At 64.3% G+C, this 13,886-nt stretch carries 17 protein-coding genes and 1 tRNA gene; 11 read left to right on the forward strand and 7 right to left on the reverse strand.

Annotated features, from left to right (window positions below; all coding sequences use genetic code 11):
* Nucleotides 1-2 precede the first annotated feature (2 nt).
* A complete protein-coding gene (locus QY917_RS00800; RefSeq protein ID WP_012655803.1) occupies nucleotides 3-899 on the reverse strand; it encodes an NAD kinase in 897 nt (298 codons plus the stop codon).
* A gap of 28 nt (nucleotides 900-927) precedes the next feature.
* Between QY917_RS00800 and hrcA the strand changes: the two genes are divergently transcribed.
* From hrcA to QY917_RS00815, 3 genes are all read left to right on the forward strand, one after another.
* Nucleotides 928-1,932, forward strand: coding sequence for a heat-inducible transcriptional repressor HrcA (gene hrcA, locus QY917_RS00805; protein ID WP_088887498.1), 1,005 nt, complete (start codon nucleotides 928-930; stop codon nucleotides 1,930-1,932).
* Between the two features lie 53 nt (nucleotides 1,933-1,985).
* Nucleotides 1,986-2,062, forward strand: a tRNA-Ile gene (locus QY917_RS00810).
* Between the two features lie 74 nt (nucleotides 2,063-2,136).
* Nucleotides 2,137-2,367 carry a hypothetical protein gene (locus QY917_RS00815; RefSeq protein ID WP_123675088.1) on the forward strand — a complete coding sequence of 77 codons (231 nt, stop codon included), beginning with the start codon at nucleotides 2,137-2,139 and terminating at the stop codon, nucleotides 2,365-2,367.
* Here QY917_RS00815 and QY917_RS00820 read toward each other — a convergent pair.
* Complete coding sequence (locus tag QY917_RS00820; RefSeq protein ID WP_123675089.1) at nucleotides 2,339-2,731, reverse strand: Rid family hydrolase; 393 nt, start codon at nucleotides 2,729-2,731, stop codon at nucleotides 2,339-2,341. The two genes, QY917_RS00815 and QY917_RS00820, sit on opposite strands and share 29 nt — an antisense overlap.
* Before the next feature lie 111 nt (nucleotides 2,732-2,842).
* On the opposite strand from QY917_RS00820, the gene QY917_RS00825 reads away from it, so the two are divergent.
* From QY917_RS00825 to QY917_RS00855, 7 genes are all read left to right on the forward strand, one after another.
* Complete coding sequence (locus tag QY917_RS00825; protein WP_123675090.1) at nucleotides 2,843-3,775, forward strand: LysR family transcriptional regulator; 933 nt, start codon at nucleotides 2,843-2,845, stop codon at nucleotides 3,773-3,775.
* A gap of 129 nt (nucleotides 3,776-3,904) precedes the next feature.
* Nucleotides 3,905-4,528, forward strand: a complete 624-nt coding sequence (locus QY917_RS00830; RefSeq protein ID WP_123675091.1) for a YdeI family protein — start codon at nucleotides 3,905-3,907, stop codon at nucleotides 4,526-4,528.
* A 152-nt stretch (nucleotides 4,529-4,680) separates the two neighbouring features.
* Complete coding sequence (locus QY917_RS00835) at nucleotides 4,681-5,601, forward strand: restriction endonuclease (protein WP_123675092.1); 921 nt, start codon at nucleotides 4,681-4,683, stop codon at nucleotides 5,599-5,601.
* 351 nt (nucleotides 5,602-5,952) lie between these two features.
* A complete protein-coding gene (locus QY917_RS00840; protein ID WP_123675093.1) occupies nucleotides 5,953-6,561 on the forward strand; it encodes a hypothetical protein in 609 nt (202 codons plus the stop codon).
* 9 nt (nucleotides 6,562-6,570) lie between these two features.
* On the forward strand, nucleotides 6,571-7,155 hold the full coding sequence (locus QY917_RS00845) for an isochorismatase family cysteine hydrolase (RefSeq protein WP_123675094.1): 585 nt from the start codon (nucleotides 6,571-6,573) through the stop codon (nucleotides 7,153-7,155).
* Nucleotides 7,156-7,173: 18 nt separating this feature from the next.
* Entirely contained in the window at nucleotides 7,174-7,641 is a 468-nt protein-coding gene (locus QY917_RS00850; protein ID WP_123675095.1) for a DUF421 domain-containing protein, read from the forward strand.
* An 89-nt stretch (nucleotides 7,642-7,730) separates the two neighbouring features.
* A complete protein-coding gene (locus QY917_RS00855; RefSeq protein WP_088888594.1) occupies nucleotides 7,731-8,063 on the forward strand; it encodes an I78 family peptidase inhibitor in 333 nt (110 codons plus the stop codon).
* An 80-nt stretch (nucleotides 8,064-8,143) separates the two neighbouring features.
* Here the strand turns inward: QY917_RS00855 and hemW are convergent, their stop codons facing one another.
* The 5 genes from hemW to QY917_RS00880 form a co-directional block, all read right to left on the reverse strand.
* A complete protein-coding gene (hemW, locus tag QY917_RS00860; protein ID WP_123675096.1) occupies nucleotides 8,144-9,388 on the reverse strand; it encodes a radical SAM family heme chaperone HemW in 1,245 nt (414 codons plus the stop codon).
* A gap of 92 nt (nucleotides 9,389-9,480) precedes the next feature.
* The gene (rdgB, locus tag QY917_RS00865) at nucleotides 9,481-10,098 is read right to left on the reverse strand and encodes an RdgB/HAM1 family non-canonical purine NTP pyrophosphatase (protein ID WP_123675097.1); all 618 of its coding nucleotides are present in this window, start codon (nucleotides 10,096-10,098) and stop codon (nucleotides 9,481-9,483) included.
* Nucleotides 10,099-10,143: 45 nt separating this feature from the next.
* Nucleotides 10,144-10,878 carry a ribonuclease PH gene (rph, locus tag QY917_RS00870; RefSeq protein WP_123675098.1) on the reverse strand — a complete coding sequence of 245 codons (735 nt, stop codon included), beginning with the start codon at nucleotides 10,876-10,878 and terminating at the stop codon, nucleotides 10,144-10,146.
* Between the two features lie 76 nt (nucleotides 10,879-10,954).
* Nucleotides 10,955-11,857, reverse strand: coding sequence for a PP2C family serine/threonine-protein phosphatase (locus QY917_RS00875; RefSeq protein WP_103737356.1), 903 nt, complete (start codon nucleotides 11,855-11,857; stop codon nucleotides 10,955-10,957).
* Nucleotides 11,854-12,870: a serine/threonine-protein kinase gene (locus QY917_RS00880; protein ID WP_015912601.1), complete on the reverse strand. Its 1,017-nt coding sequence runs from the start codon at nucleotides 12,868-12,870 to the stop codon at nucleotides 11,854-11,856. Before QY917_RS00880 ends, QY917_RS00875 begins: the two co-directional genes overlap by 4 nt.
* 96 nt (nucleotides 12,871-12,966) lie before the next feature.
* On the opposite strand from QY917_RS00880, the gene QY917_RS00885 reads away from it, so the two are divergent.
* Complete coding sequence (locus tag QY917_RS00885; protein WP_041835906.1) at nucleotides 12,967-13,860, forward strand: YicC/YloC family endoribonuclease; 894 nt, start codon at nucleotides 12,967-12,969, stop codon at nucleotides 13,858-13,860.
* Nucleotides 13,861-13,886: the final 26 nt, after the last annotated feature.

Here is a 13,886-nt window from a genome sequence, read left to right on the forward strand (position 1 = left end):
GGTCAAGAACCTCCCTCGTACCAGCCCAGCTTCTTGCGCAGGGTGGCAAAGTAACTCCAGCCGCGCGGGTGCAGAAAGCACACCCGGTGCGCGGAACGGCGCACCAGTATGCGGTCACCATGTTGCAGCGATGCGAGCGACTGCATGTCGAAGTTGGCGCTGATGTCGCGCCCGCCGGCCACCTCAATGGCCACCTCGGTCGCGTCGGAAAGCACGATTGGCCGGTTGGACAGGGTGTGCGGCGCGATCGGCACCAGCACCCAGCCGGGGATCGATGGGTGCAGCATCGGGCCGCCTGCAGACAGGGCATACGCCGTGGAGCCGGTGGGCGACGCGACGATCAGGCCGTCGGCGCGCTGGTTGGAAACGAATACGCCGTCCACCTCCACGCGCAGCTCCACCATGCCGGAGGTGGAGCCGCGGTTGACCACGACGTCGTTGAGGGCCAGCGCCTCGAACACGCACTCGCCACCGCGCATCACGCAAGCCTGCATCAACGGGCGCACGTCTTCTTCGTAGTCTCCGTGCAGGATGGGCGTGAGCGCGTCCTGGTAGCCCTCCAGCGGAATGTCGGTAATGAAGCCCAGCCGCCCCTGGTTGATGCCCACCAGCGGCGTGCCGTAGCCGGCCAGCCGCCGGCCCACGCCCAGCATGGTGCCGTCGCCGCCTACGACCAGGCACAGGTCGCATTGCCGGCCGATCCCCTCCACATCCAGCGTGTGGTATTGCGTGAGGCCCGTGTGGGCGGCGGTTTCGGCCTCCAGCGTCAACTCGCAGTCCTGCTGGGTGACGAACTGGGCAATGCTCTCGATGATCTGCCGTGCGCTGTCGGACGCTGAAACGGCGCCAGGCCCCGGGTATTTGCCTATGACTGCAACGCGGCGGAAGATGGGCTTCATGCAGAAATTACATCATTAAAATGATTCAATGCTTGATGACCGCTCCAAGTTGTTACTCAAGGCCTTGGTGGAACGCTACATAGCCGAGGGGCAGCCAGTCGGCTCCAGAACCTTGTCGCGGGCATCAGGGCTTGAATTGTCGCCCGCCACCATACGCAATGTGATGGCAGACCTGGAGGACCTGGGGCTTATTGCCAGCCCCCACACCTCCGCGGGCCGCGTGCCCACCGCCAAGGGCTATCGCCTGTTCGTCGACACCATGCTCACCGTGCAGCAGGAGCAGTTGCCGACAGTCCAGCTCATGCCCGAGCAGCCGCAGAAGGTGATCGCCAACGCCGCCCACCTGTTGTCGAGCCTGTCGCAGTTCGTGGGGGTGGTGATGGCGCCGCGGCGCGCCTCGGTGTTTCGCCACATCGAATTCCTGCGGCTGTCCGAGAAGCGCTTTTTGGTGATCATCGTCTCGCCCGACGGTGATGTGCAGAACCGCGTGATCTTTACCGAGGTCGATTACTCCCAGTCGCAACTGGTGGAGGCCGCCAACTTCCTCAACGCCAACTACGCGGGCCTCACCATGGAGCAGGTGCGCGAGCGCCTGAAGCTGGAGGTGGACAAGCTGCGCGGGGAAATCGCGGCGCTGATGCAGGCCGCGGTGAGCGTGGGCTCGGAGGCCATGTCCGGGTCGCAGGACGAGGTGGTGTTCTCGGGCGAGCGCAACCTGCTGTCCGTGAGCGATTTTTCCAGCGACATGAGCCACTTGCGCCGTGCGTTCGACCTGTTCGAGCAAAAGACCCAGATCCTGCGCCTGCTGGACATTTCCAGCCGTGCAGAAGGGGTGCGCATCTTCATTGGTGGAGAGAGCCAGGTGGTGCCATTTGAAGAGCTGTCCGTGGTGAGTGCACCCTATGAGGTCGACGGTCAGGTGGTGGGCACCCTGGGCGTGATCGGCCCCACGCGCATGCCCTATGACCGCATGATCCAGATCGTGGACATCACCTCCAAGCTGGTCTCCAACGCCCTGAGCCACCGGAAGTAGCCCCTACAATACGCGCCGCTGCGCCGCCTACGAGGCAGGGCAGCGCACCCCTTGGGGCGTTAGCTCAGTTGGTTAGAGCAGAGGACTCATAATCCTTTGGTCGTTGGTTCAAGTCCAACACGCCCTACCAAGTAGATAAAGGAAAGCCTGCTATCAGTACGGTAGCGGGACTTTTTCTTTTGGGGTTCATGTAGCCGTCAGGCAATGGTTTTGGGTGGCTTGCCGTCAGTTCACCCATCGCTGTCGATCGACCTCTGGTCGCTGGATTTTTCCCCGAAGCTCGATGCTGGCGAGTATTCGCTGGCTGCGCTGACACCGGAACTGATCGCCAAGTACCGCGACGACCGACTCTCTGGCCTGGATCGCAAGGACTCCAAGGGCAAGCCTTTCCCCAAGGACTCAGTGTTTAGCTTGAAAGCTTTGCGATTACCTTGATTTCGAACTGGAAGCCGTAAAGCCAGGTTACGCCGATACCGGTCAGCGTGGGATAGGGGGCATTGCCCCAATAGTCCGGCACGATCTGCCAAATGCGCTCGAAATTCTTCTCGGGGTCCACTACGAACACCGTCACGTCGACTACGTCGTCAAAGCTGCACCCGGCTGCCTCCAGCACAGCGTTCAGGTGAGTGAAGGCGAGGCGGACTTGAGATTCCAGATCGGGCTCTGGCGTGCCATCTGCACGGCTGCCCACTTGGCCCGAGACGAATAGAAAGCCGTTGGACCGGATCGCTGGTGAGTAGCGGTTCTTCTCGTAAAGAGCTTGGCGGCCTGGCGGGAAGACAACGTCGCGTGGAGGCATGGGACATCTTTCATTGGATAAAAGAACCCACTGTAGGCACTGTATCTGTTTGGATAAACAGGAAAGTATCATCAAGACTGTTTGCAGAATCTGGACAATCTCCTGACCTCTATGGATCGTTTCGACGCTATGGTGGCCTTTGCTCGCGTGGTAGAGACACGCAGCTTTACCCAGGCCGCTCAAACGCTGCACATGAGCAAAACTACGGTAACTCAGCTTGTGCAGCAGTTGGAAGCGCGTTTACGGGTCAGGCTTTTGAACCGCACCACCCGCAAAGTGAACGTGACAGCCGAAGGTGCCGCCTATTACGAGCGTGTCGTGCGTCTGTTGGGTGACCTGGATGATGCGGAGACCAGTCTGACCAGTGCCTCAAGCGCGCCTCAAGGCCGCCTGCGGGTGGACGTGCCCAGCCCTCTGGCACACATGGTCCTTGTTCCGGCTTTTGCTGCATTCCATGCGCGCTATCCGGACATCCAGCTGCACATGGGTGTAAGTGACCGAGTGGTCGATCTGATCGATGAAAACGTCGATTGCGTGGTGCGGGGAGGTGAGCCGGGCGACGCCTCGCTTGTGGCAAGGCATGTAGGCGATCTTTCCATGGGGCTGTATGCGGCACCTACATACTTGGCGAATGCCGGAATGCCCTTGCACCCCAAGAACCTGGAGGCCGCACCGCACCACATCGTGGGCTTTCTGGGATCAAGCACCGGACGCGTCTTATCCTGCGTATTGCACCGCGGCGACGAACAAGTGCGCGTGATGGGCCGTTACGCGATTGCCACCGACGATGGCAATGCCTACCTGGCGGCAGGCGTTGCCGGTCTGGGGGCGCTCTGGTTGCCTCAGTACATGGCAGCGCCTCATCTGGCGCGGGGCGAACTGGCGCCGCTGTTTGAGGACTGGTCCATTGCGCCGATGCCGCTGTATATCGCGTTTCCTCCAAACCGTCATATGGGCGCTCGGCTGCGGGTGTTCATGGATTGGATGGTTGAACTGATGAAGACGCATGCTCCGCTGTCCGGGGCGTATCCGCATCGGCGCTGAGAGGAGGGGCGTTAGACTGCGCCAGGGGATTGCGCCATCTGGCAGCCAACGGGTGCGGCGGCACGGCCTGCAGCTCACAGCTTCTCTGGACATAACGACAAGCGGCGCTCTTGGGGCACACTCTGGTCGATGACTGTCGCCAGATCCAGCATTCAACTCGAATCTGCCCCGGCCTCGTTCAAGAGCGCCAAGGCTTTCGATGCATGGTTGAGGAAGAACCATGCCGCTTCGGGCGGTCTCTGGCTCAAGATTGCGAAAAAGGGCGCTCAAGAACCCAGCGTTACCTACCCCCAGGCGGTGGAAATCGCACTCTGTTGGGGCTGGATCGACGGTCAGAAAAAAGCTCTCGACGATCAGCACTACCTCCAGCGTTTCACGCCGCGGCGCGCGCGCAGCATCTGGTCGAAAGTCAACGTCGACAAGGTCGAGGCACTCATAGTGGCGGGCCGCATGCAGGCGCCTGGCTACGCCCAGATCGAAGCGGCCAAGGCCGATGGGCGCTGGGCACGGGCTTATGACAGCGCTCGTACGTCTACCGTACCCGAGGATCTGTTGGCCGCGTTGGAAATTGACGCAAAGGCCAAAGCCTTCTTTGCAACGATCAATGCGGCCAATCGTTACGCGGTACTGTGGCGTATCCAGACAGCCGTGAAAGCAGAAACGCGCGCCAGACGAATCGCCCAGTTGGTTGATATGCTCGCACGCGGCGAAACCATCCACCTTTTCAAAGCTCGTTCTCGCGCAGGAGAGTGAGTGCCACGCGCATGGCGCGACGGCTTGGCGCAGGAGCGTCACAGGGCCAGCGGAGGTAACGATCCGCCATCGCCACGGAGCTGCCGATATTAGTGTCTCCGCTGCTCTGCGCAAAATGGCGGCACACACCATACAAACGATGGGAGGGAGCCATGGCGAGACGTAAGAAAACCAGTCCATTGGAGGATGTCCTCGACCTGCTTGCAATGCTTCCCTGGTGGGCGTGCGTGATGCTGGCCGCGGTGAGTTATCTCTTGCTGCACCGCTTGGCGGCGCCCATCCAGGCCTCTGATCTCCAGGGCCAGGGTGGCGCGATGGTGAGCGCAATGATGCAGAAAGCCGTGATCCACGGCATGGCAACGGCCGGTCAATACATCGTTCCGCTACTTTGCCTTGCTGCAGCGGGCCTTTCTGCCTTGCGAAGAAAGCAGCGCCAATCGTTGCTCGCGGACGTTGCACAAGCGCCCAATGCCGCCGCCCTGGACGGCATGAGCTGGCGGGAATTCGAACTGCTGGTCGGCGAGGCCTACCGCCTGCAGGGGTACCGCGTTACAGAGCTAGGGGGCGACGGGCCAGATGGTGGCGTTGATCTGGTGCTTACCAAAGGCGGCGAGAAGTTCTTCGTGCAGTGCAAACAGTGGAAGGCATACCAGGTGGGAGTGACCACTGTGCGCGAACTGTATGGCGTCATGGCGGCCAAGGGGGCGACGGGAGGCTTCGTTGCCACATCGGGACGCTTCACCGAGGATGCCAAAGAGTTCGCGCAAGGGCGCAACATTCAGCTGATTGACGGTCCCCAACTCTTCGCGATGGTTCAACGTGCAAGACAGGCACAGGGGCAGTTAGCCAATCAGCAACGCGAATCTGCGAACGAGATGGACACCCCACGGACCCAAGCTAGAGTCTGCACCACCGAGCCGGTAACCCCTGCCCAAGACGCCCCTCGACCAGACTGTCCGCGTTGTGGGGCGGCCATGCAACTGCGCACTGCCCGCCAGGGTGCCAATGCTGGCAGCGTTTTCTGGGGCTGCTCAACGTATCCGAAGTGTCGCGGGACGCGTGCGGCTGAGTAGGTTCTATTTCCGTTGCGCGCTCCTTGCGCTTCTTGCCAACCTCTGGCTTCGCTTTTGAACTCTTCTGCGCAATGGTGCGCCATGTACTTCTCGTGCTCCGGGCCAGTGCGATCGTCCAAGCTTGGCCGCCTTGGATGGCCCAAGAGAACGGTACTTCAGCAGACCCGCTATCTTGTTGATAGCGGGGTCCTGTCTTTTCGTCTGCGATCAACGCGACAGCGGTCGGCTGCGCGACTGCTTTGTTCGGAAATTGCATTACGCGCAAATAGGCCGTTGCCTACGGCGCGGGACCGGTCCGCCTCACACCATGGGCTTCTCTTGCATTCCAACCCCACAACCTGGAGAAGACCTATGCCCAAGCCACGTTATGACGAAGCCCAGCTCAAGGATCTGCTGTTGCAGATGATGGAAACCGAGCTGGGTGGTGAGCAGGTGTACCGCGCGGCGATTGACTGCGCGACCAATGAAGACCTCAAGAAGGAATGGGAGGGCTACCTCGACGAGACGCTGTCGCACCAGAACGTGGTACGCACAACCTGCGAAAACCTGGGAATCGACCCCGAAGAGGTGGCGCCTTCGCGCCTGGTGGTCAAGCACATCGGCGATTCGCTGGTCAAGGCAATCGAGTTGGCCCGGCAGGCCGGCAATCCTGCGCAGGCCCAGTTGGTCGCCTGTGAATGCGTGGTGCATGCCGAGACCAAGGACCACGCCAACTGGGAGCTGCTGGGCAAGGTGGCAGAGGTGGCGACCGGGGATGTCGGTCGCGCCCTGAAAGATGCCCACGAGCGCGTGGAGAAAGACGAGGACCACCACCTGTACCACACCAAGGGCTGGTGCCGCGAGCTGTGGATTGCAAGCCTGGGCATGCCGGCGGTGCTGCCTCCGCCGGAAGAGGTCAAACAGGTAGAGACGGCCATTGGCGCGTCGCGCGCGGAGCAGCAACGCGACGCGATGCTTTGAGGAGGCTGCGTGGCGCGCCCCGCCGCATTGCGCCGCACGCCGCTGCCGCGCAGCAAACACGTGCTGCTGTTGGTGGATGTGATCAATCCGCTGAATTTCCCTACAGCAGCAGACCTGCTGCCAGGAGCGGTACGCGCCGCGAACGCCATTGCGCGGTTGAAGGCACGCCTGGCGCGGCGCGGGGTCACGGCGATCTATGCCAACGACAACTACGGCACGTGGCACAGCGACTTCCGTGACATTCTCACGGCCTGCCGCGCGCTGCCGGGGGCGCGCGGCGAGATGGCCTGCCTGCTTGCGCCCGCGCCGCAGGATCTGGTGATCCTCAAGCCACAGCATTCGGCGTTCCATTCGACTCCCTTGCAGCATTTGCTTGACAAGATGCAGACCGAGCAGCTGATCATCGTGGGCCTGGCCGCCGACATGTGCGTGATGCTGACGGCCACCGATGCGCGCATGCTGGGCTACAAGGTGTGGGTGCCGTCGGATTGCACCGCCGCGGAATCGGAGCACCGCAAAACGGAGGCCCTGCGGCAATTGCATGAGGTGTTCAAGTGCGCCGTAAGGCCTGCGGTACGGGCGGCTGCACGCTGACTGACCGGAGCGACCGCCATGCTCAACCTGGACTTACCCGCCGCGGAGCTGGTGCTGCGCGCCGCCATGGTCTACGGCCTGCTGCTGGCGCTCATGCGCGTCAGCGGCAAGCGCACCGTCGGGCAATTCACGCCGTTCGACCTGCTGGTGGTGATGCTGGTCAGCGAGGCCGCGGGCCCGTCCATGACGGGCAAGGACCAGTCGCTGTGGGGCGGTCTCATCGTCTGCCTGGTGCTGATCGGATTGAACATCCTGGTGGGGATACTCACGGCCCGCTTTCGCATGGCAGAGAAACTGCTGGAGGGCGAGGCGATCCTGCTGGGGCGCAATGGGCATGTCTTTGACACGGTGCGCAAGCGGCATCGCGTATCGGAGAACGACGTGGAGCGGGCCTTGCGCGAGGCCGACTGCGACAGGAAGGACATGCGCTACCTCTTCCTGGAAGCCGACGGCAGCTTGAGCGTGCAAAAGCACCGCGAGGGCTAGCCCCGTCGCCGCCAGGTTACCGATGGTGACGGCCCGTGCACCGCGGCTGCGGTATGGTGCTGCATTTTTCGGAGCAGGAGGCAACAGGCATGCGTTATTTCTTAAAGGCAGGCGGCGCCGTGGCCGTGGTGGGGCTGATGATGGCAGGTTGTTCGTCGATCGGACCGGGCAGCAGCCCGGCGCCCGCGCCCATTGGCGCCAGCACGGCCCCGGTGGGCGGTGAATGCAACGCCCAGGGCGCGCAGGCGGCGGTGGGTAAAAATGCCACGGCCAAGGTGGTGGAGGACGCGCGCGTGCGCTCCGGCGCGCGCTTGGCGCGCGTACTGCGCCCGGGCCAGATGATCACCAAGGAGTTCGATGGCCAACGCCTCAACCTGGAGGTGGACGCCAGCGGCAAGATCATTGCCGTGCGCTGCGGCTGATCAGCCGCAGGAATGTGGCGCTGATGAAGTGTGCGCGGCTGTGACCGGGCACGCTTCGTCGGTGTGCTTTCGGCGCCCGCTCAGTCCGCCAGGAAGAGCGCCTGCAGGTCGCTTAGAAAGTCAAAGCCCCGCTGCGTGGGACGCACGCGCTCCATGTCGCGCGTGATCAGGCCCTGCGCCTCGGCCTGCTGCAGGCCAGCGGCTATGGCCGTGATCGCCAGGCCCGTACGGGCGGTGAAGTCCTGCAGCGCAAAACCCTCCTGCAGCCTTAGCGCATTGAGCATGAACTCGAACGGCAGGTCCGCGCGGCGCACGTCGTCGTCTTGCGCGATGGCGCGCCCTGCGAGTGCTCCGGCCATGTAGAGCTGCGGATCGCGCAGGCGCACTTGGCGCACCACCCGGTGCGCAAAGCTGAGCTTGCTGTGAGCGCCCGCGCCAATGCCCAGATAGTCGCCAAACTGCCAATAGTTGCGGTTGTGCACGCATTGGTGGCCCTCGCGTGCATAGGCCGATACCTCGTAGCGTGCGAGGCCTGCCGCGCCCGTCAGTTCGGTGATGCGGTCGAGCATGGCATAGGCTGCATCGTCCTCGGGCAGCGGTGGGGGGTACTTGGCGAAGTAGGTGTTGGGCTCGATGGTCAGGTGGTAGATGGAGATGTGCGGCGGCTGCAGCGCGAGCGCGGTGCGCATGTCCTCGTCCAGCTCGGCCGGCGTCTGGCCGGGCAGGGCGTACATGATGTCGAGGTTGAAGGTGTCGAAGGCCTGTGCGGCCTCTTCCACCGCGGCCAGCGCCTGTGCGCGGTTGTGCACGCGACCCAGCGCCTGCAGGTGCCGGTCGTTGAAGCTTTGCACGCCGATGGACAGCCGCGTGACCCCCGCGCCGCGGTAGGCGCGAAAGCGCTCCTTCTCGAACGTGCCGGGGTTGGCCTCCAGCGTGATCTCGCAGCCCGCGTCCAACCGCAGGCGCGCGCGGATGTCGCCCAGCAGCCGGTCGATGGACTCGGGCGCAAACAGGCTGGGCGTTCCGCCGCCGATGAAGATGCTGTGCACCGTGCGGCCCCAGATCAGCGGCAGGGCGGCCTCCAGGTCGGCCAGCAGGGCGTCGATGTAGCGCGCTTCGGGCACGCTGCCATCGCCGCCCACGCCGCCGCGCGCCTCGTGCGAGTTGAAGTCGCAGTACGGGCATTTGCGCAGGCACCACGGCAGGTGCACGTACAGCGACAGCGGCGGCAGGCTGGACAGCTGCAGCAGGCCGGGGCGCATGTAGTGCTGCACGTCGCGCAGCGGCGCGCCGGACTGCGCGGCAGGGAGGATGGGGATGGTCATACGAGTCTAAAAACCATAGCTGCTGGCGCTAGCCTGACAACCGTTTCAGTATCAAAAGACATTGAAACCCTTATCTGGCAAGCGCTAGCCGCTCACCCTTCTGAGGTTGCGGCAAACCAATGCTCGCGCATCAGCTCCAGCATCTGGCGCGACGAGCGGCCGCGGTGGCTGTGGGCGTTCTTCACCTCGGGCGGCAGTTCGGCAAAGGTCTTGCCGAAGGCGGGCAGCACCATCACCGGGTCAAAGCCGAAGCCGCCCGTGCCGCGCGGCGCGCGTGCAATCTCGCCGGCCACGCGGCCCACGGCGATCAGTGGCTCGGGGTCCTGCGGGCTGCGCACGGCCACCAGCGTGCTGACCATCGCGGCGCCGCGGTCGTCGATGCCCTGCATCTGCTCCAGCAGCGCGCGCACGTTGTTGGCGTCGCCCTTGTCGTAGCCGAACTGCGTGGCGTAGTAGGCCGTCTGCACGCCGGGCTGACCGCCAAAGGCCTGCACGCACAGGCCGGCGTCGTCCGCCAGCGCGGGCAGGCCGGTGTGGGCGCTGGCAAAGCGGGCCTTGGCCAGTGCGTTCTCGACGAAGGTGTGGAACGGCTCCTCGGCCTCGCCCACGCCCAGTTCGGCCTGGGGGATGAACTGCACGCCCAGCGGGGCCAGCATGGCCTGCAGTTCGGCGAGCTTGCCGCGGTTGTTGGAGGCGAGTACGAGTTTCATGGTCAAAAAGATCTTTAGCGCATATCAGTCAAGCGCAAACAGCTATCAATTGCGTAGCGACTGCCGTTGCAGGGCGACCAGCTCGGCAATGCCCTTCTCGGCCAGCGCCAGCAGTTGGTCCATTTCCTGGCGCGAAAAGGCCGCGCCCTCGGCCGTGCCTTGTACCTCCACATAGTGGCCGGCGCCGGTCATCACCACGTTCATGTCGGTGTCGCAGGCCACGTCCTCCACATATTCCAAGTCCAGCAGCGGTTGGCCCTGCACGATGCCCACGGACACGGCGGCCACCGCACCGGTGAGCGGCGATGCGCTGATCTTGCCCGCAGCCAGCAGGGTGTTGACCGCGTCTTGCGCCGCCACCCAGGCGCCCGTGATCGCGGCGGTGCGTGTGCCGCCGTCGGCCTGGATCACGTCGCAGTCGATCTGGATCGTGCGCTCACCCAAGGCTTTGAGATCAAAGACTGCCCGCAGGCTGCGGCCGATGAGGCGCTGGATCTCCTGTGTGCGTCCGCTTTGCTTGCCGCGCGCGGCCTCGCGGTCGCTGCGGGTGTGGGTGGAGCGGGGCAGCATGCCGTACTCCGCCGTCACCCAGCCTTCGCCGCTGCCGCGTTTGTGCGGCGGCACCTTTTCCTCGACCGACGCGGTGCACAGGACGCGCGTGTTGCCGAACTCGATGAGTACCGCGCCCTCGGCATGCATGGTGTAGTGGCGCGTGATGCGGATGGGGCGCAGCTGGTCCAGGGCGCGGCCGCCGCTGCGAGCAAAGGGGGTGGTGGTCATGGCAGGTCCAGGTCAAAGAAGGGGCTCCCCGCGCTCCTGGCGGAGAGCGGAGGAGGCGGTGCGCCCGGGCCGCGGCCTACAGCTTGCGCGCGGCAGAGCGCCGGATGGCTTCGTTGATTTCGGCGATCGAGCGTTCGATGGTCTCGTCGTCCAGGTCGTCCGCAAAGCTCTCCAGCGGGCCAGCCTGAATGGTGGAGGCGAACACGTCGTCACTGATGCTGTCGGTGGAAATGCCCTGGGTGGACTCGAATGTGTCGGGGGTTTCCCACTCCATGGCCACCACGGTCACGTTGTCGCTGCCGTCCCCGGCCTTGCGCAGGGCGTCCTCGACCAGGTCGGGCACGGCGTTGGAGACGGTCTGGCGGCCCAGCTGGCGTGCGATGGTCTCGTCGTCCAGCGCGCCCCACAGGCCGTCGGAGCACAGCAGGATGCGGTCACCCTGCTCCAGCAGCACGGGGCCGGCCACGTCGTACAGCGGCTTGGTGGGAGAGCCCAGGCAGGTGAACAGCACGTTGCGGTTCACGCGCTCCAGCCCGGCGATGGCGGCGTTGCGCAACTCCAGGTAGGAGTGGTCACGCGTGCGCATGAGCAGTTCGCCCCCGCGCACGAGGTACAGGCGCGAATCGCCGCAGTGGATCCAGCTGGCGCGCCCGTCTTGCACCACGGCGATCACCAGCGTGGTGCGCGGCGTGTCGAGCATGTCCTTGGTGGTGCCATAGCGCAGGATCTGGTGGTGCGCGCCCAGCAGTGCGGTGGAGAGGAACTCCTGCACGTCCTTCAGCGTGGGCTTGGCCTGGCGCTGGAACATCGCGGAGACCGTCTGGATGGCGATCTGCGCGGCGATCTCGCCCTCCGGGTGGCCGCCCATGCCGTCAGCCAGCACGAACAGCACCGACTCGCGCGTGTAGCAGTACCCCATGCGGTCTTCGTTTTTCTCGCGCCCGCCGCGGCGGCTGATCTGAAAGACAGAGAACTTCATTTAGGCCGCGCTCCCAGACCGGTGGCTTCGCCCACCTTTTGCACGTTTTTCTTGGTGTCCGACACCAGGGTGTCGAGCTGCATGCGCATCTTCTCGGCCACCGACAGCTTGGTATAGCGGCGCTCGCCCTCGCGGCTGAGCTCCTTTTGCAGCGCGAACACCGATTGCGGGCGCGACAGCGGATCGAGCGCCATGCACCATTCGACCACCTCGATCAGGTTGTCCGAATACACGCCGCGCAGCTTGTTCAGCGCCAGCGACAGGCGGTCCTTCTCCTGGCGCTGCGGCGCCTCGTTGGGCGGAAATCCCTGCATGCACGCATAGATGCAGGCGCCAACGGCGTAGATGTCCGTCCAGGGGCCCATCTGCGAGTCGCGGCGGTACATCTCGGGCGCAGCAAAGCCGGGGGTGTACATCGGGCGGATGAAGTTGCCCTCTTTGGAGAGTACCTCGCGCGCGGCGCCGAAGTCGATCATCACCGCGCGGTTGTCGTCGGTGATGAAGATGTTGGCGGGCTTGATGTCCAGGTGCAGCATCTTGTGCTGGTGCACGATGCGCAGGCCGCGCAGCACCTCATCGAACAGCGAGCGGATGGTGGACTCGCGGAACACCTTCTGCGTCTTGAGGTCGCGTGCGGTGATGATGAAGTCCTGCAGGGTCGCGCCCTCCAGGTAGTTCATCACCATGTAGACGGTCTCGTTCTCGCGGAAGAAGTTGAGCACGCTCACCACGGAGGCGTGCGAGATCTGCGCGAGCGCACGGCCTTCCTCGAAGAAGCTCTTGAGGCCCAGACGGTAGAGCGAGAGCTTCTCGGGCGGCACCTTGGGCAGCAGTTCGCCCGGTGCACGCGTAGCCAGAGAAGCGGGGAGGTATTCCTTGATGGCCACTTGCTGGCCTTCGGCGTCAATGGCGAGGTACACCACGCCAAAACCACCGGAGGACAGCCGTCGCACCACGCGGTAGCCGCCAATGGCGGTATCGGGGGGCAGGGGGGCCGGCTTGATTTTTGACATAGGAAGCGAAGGCAGTCGTGGGCGCGGGTGGGGAACCCGGATAATCGCTGGATCGCAAGCAACCAACCACCGAAAAGTCCAATGGCAGTTTACAGCATGACCGGATACGCCAGCGTGCAGCGCGGCGTGGCTACTGCAGGGGACGACAAGGACGGGCCCGTACGGCGCCTGGGCCTGGAAATACGTGCGGTCAACAGCCGCTTTCTGGACCTGTCTTTCCGCCTGTCCGATGAACTGCGCGCCCAGGAGCCGGCGCTGCGCGCCCTGCTCACGCAGCGCCTCAAGCGCGGCAAGGTCGAGGTGCGCGCTTTCGTGGACAACGACGACTCCGCCGCGCTCGCCGAGCCATCCCCGCGCATCTTGCAACGGGTGGGCGCGGTGCAGGATGCGGTGCGTTCGTGGCTGCCCGACGCCAGGCCGCTGTCGGTGGCCGACGCGCTGCGTTTGTGCGCCAATGCCGGCGCTCCCGCGCTGGACTGGAGCGAAACGGCAGCGCGCGCGGCCGAGCAGGCGCTGGACGACCTGGTGGCCGCGCGCCAACGCGAGGGCGAACGCCTGGCCGCCATGCTGCAGGAGCGCATCGCGCAGTTGCGCGAGCTGGCCCGCCAGGCGGTGCCGCTGGTTCCGCAGCTTGTGGAGCAGCAGCGCCAGCGCTTCATGGAGCGCTGGAAGGAGGCCATGTCGCTGGCCGAAGGCGCGGTGGTGCCCGAAGCGGCCCAGGACCGCGCCCTGACCGAGGCCACGGCCTTTGCCATCCGCATCGACGTCGCGGAGGAAGTCACGCGGCTGCAGTCGCACCTGGACGAGATTGCCCGCCTGCTCAAAAAAGGCGGCGAGGTCGGCAAGCGGCTGGATTTTCTGATCCAGGAACTGCACCGTGAAGCCAACACGCTGGGCTCCAAGTCGGCTGCCATGGACCTCACGCGCATCAGCGTGGACATGAAGGTGCTGATCGAGCAGATGCGCGAGCAAGTGCAGAACATCGAGTGATAATCCTGTTTTGATAGCGGCTCACG

Origin of the sequence: Diaphorobacter sp. C33, assembly GCF_030503915.1 — a bacterium.
GTDB lineage: Bacteria > Pseudomonadota > Gammaproteobacteria > Burkholderiales > Burkholderiaceae_C > Diaphorobacter > Diaphorobacter nitroreducens.

What these genes read in the sequence shown, in the direction of transcription:
- QY917_RS00830 (WP_123675091.1), top strand. Translation starts at nt 3,905, where the DNA reads ATGACTGTCGCCAGATCCAGCATTCAACTCGAATCTGCCCCGGCCTCG.
- QY917_RS00880 (WP_015912601.1), bottom strand. Translation starts at nt 12,870, where the DNA reads ATGTCAAAAATCAAGCCGGCCCCCCTGCCCCCCGATACCGCCATTGGC.
- QY917_RS00840 (WP_123675093.1), top strand. Translation starts at nt 5,953, where the DNA reads ATGCCCAAGCCACGTTATGACGAAGCCCAGCTCAAGGATCTGCTGTTG.
- QY917_RS00850 (WP_123675095.1), top strand. Translation starts at nt 7,174, where the DNA reads ATGCTCAACCTGGACTTACCCGCCGCGGAGCTGGTGCTGCGCGCCGCC.
- QY917_RS00815 (WP_123675088.1), top strand. Translation starts at nt 2,137, where the DNA reads ATGGTTTTGGGTGGCTTGCCGTCAGTTCACCCATCGCTGTCGATCGAC.
- rph (WP_123675098.1), bottom strand. Translation starts at nt 10,878, where the DNA reads ATGACCACCACCCCCTTTGCTCGCAGCGGCGGCCGCGCCCTGGACCAG.
- QY917_RS00800 (WP_012655803.1), bottom strand. Translation starts at nt 899, where the DNA reads ATGAAGCCCATCTTCCGCCGCGTTGCAGTCATAGGCAAATACCCGGGG.
- QY917_RS00825 (WP_123675090.1), top strand. Translation starts at nt 2,843, where the DNA reads ATGGATCGTTTCGACGCTATGGTGGCCTTTGCTCGCGTGGTAGAGACA.
- QY917_RS00820 (WP_123675089.1), bottom strand. Translation starts at nt 2,731, where the DNA reads ATGCCTCCACGCGACGTTGTCTTCCCGCCAGGCCGCCAAGCTCTTTAC.
- rdgB (WP_123675097.1), bottom strand. Translation starts at nt 10,098, where the DNA reads ATGAAACTCGTACTCGCCTCCAACAACCGCGGCAAGCTCGCCGAACTG.
- QY917_RS00855 (WP_088888594.1), top strand. Translation starts at nt 7,731, where the DNA reads ATGCGTTATTTCTTAAAGGCAGGCGGCGCCGTGGCCGTGGTGGGGCTG.
- hemW (WP_123675096.1), bottom strand. Translation starts at nt 9,388, where the DNA reads ATGACCATCCCCATCCTCCCTGCCGCGCAGTCCGGCGCGCCGCTGCGC.
- hrcA (WP_088887498.1), top strand. Translation starts at nt 928, where the DNA reads ATGCTTGATGACCGCTCCAAGTTGTTACTCAAGGCCTTGGTGGAACGC.
- QY917_RS00885 (WP_041835906.1), top strand. Translation starts at nt 12,967, where the DNA reads ATGACCGGATACGCCAGCGTGCAGCGCGGCGTGGCTACTGCAGGGGAC.
- QY917_RS00875 (WP_103737356.1), bottom strand. Translation starts at nt 11,857, where the DNA reads ATGAAGTTCTCTGTCTTTCAGATCAGCCGCCGCGGCGGGCGCGAGAAA.
- QY917_RS00835 (WP_123675092.1), top strand. Translation starts at nt 4,681, where the DNA reads ATGGCGAGACGTAAGAAAACCAGTCCATTGGAGGATGTCCTCGACCTG.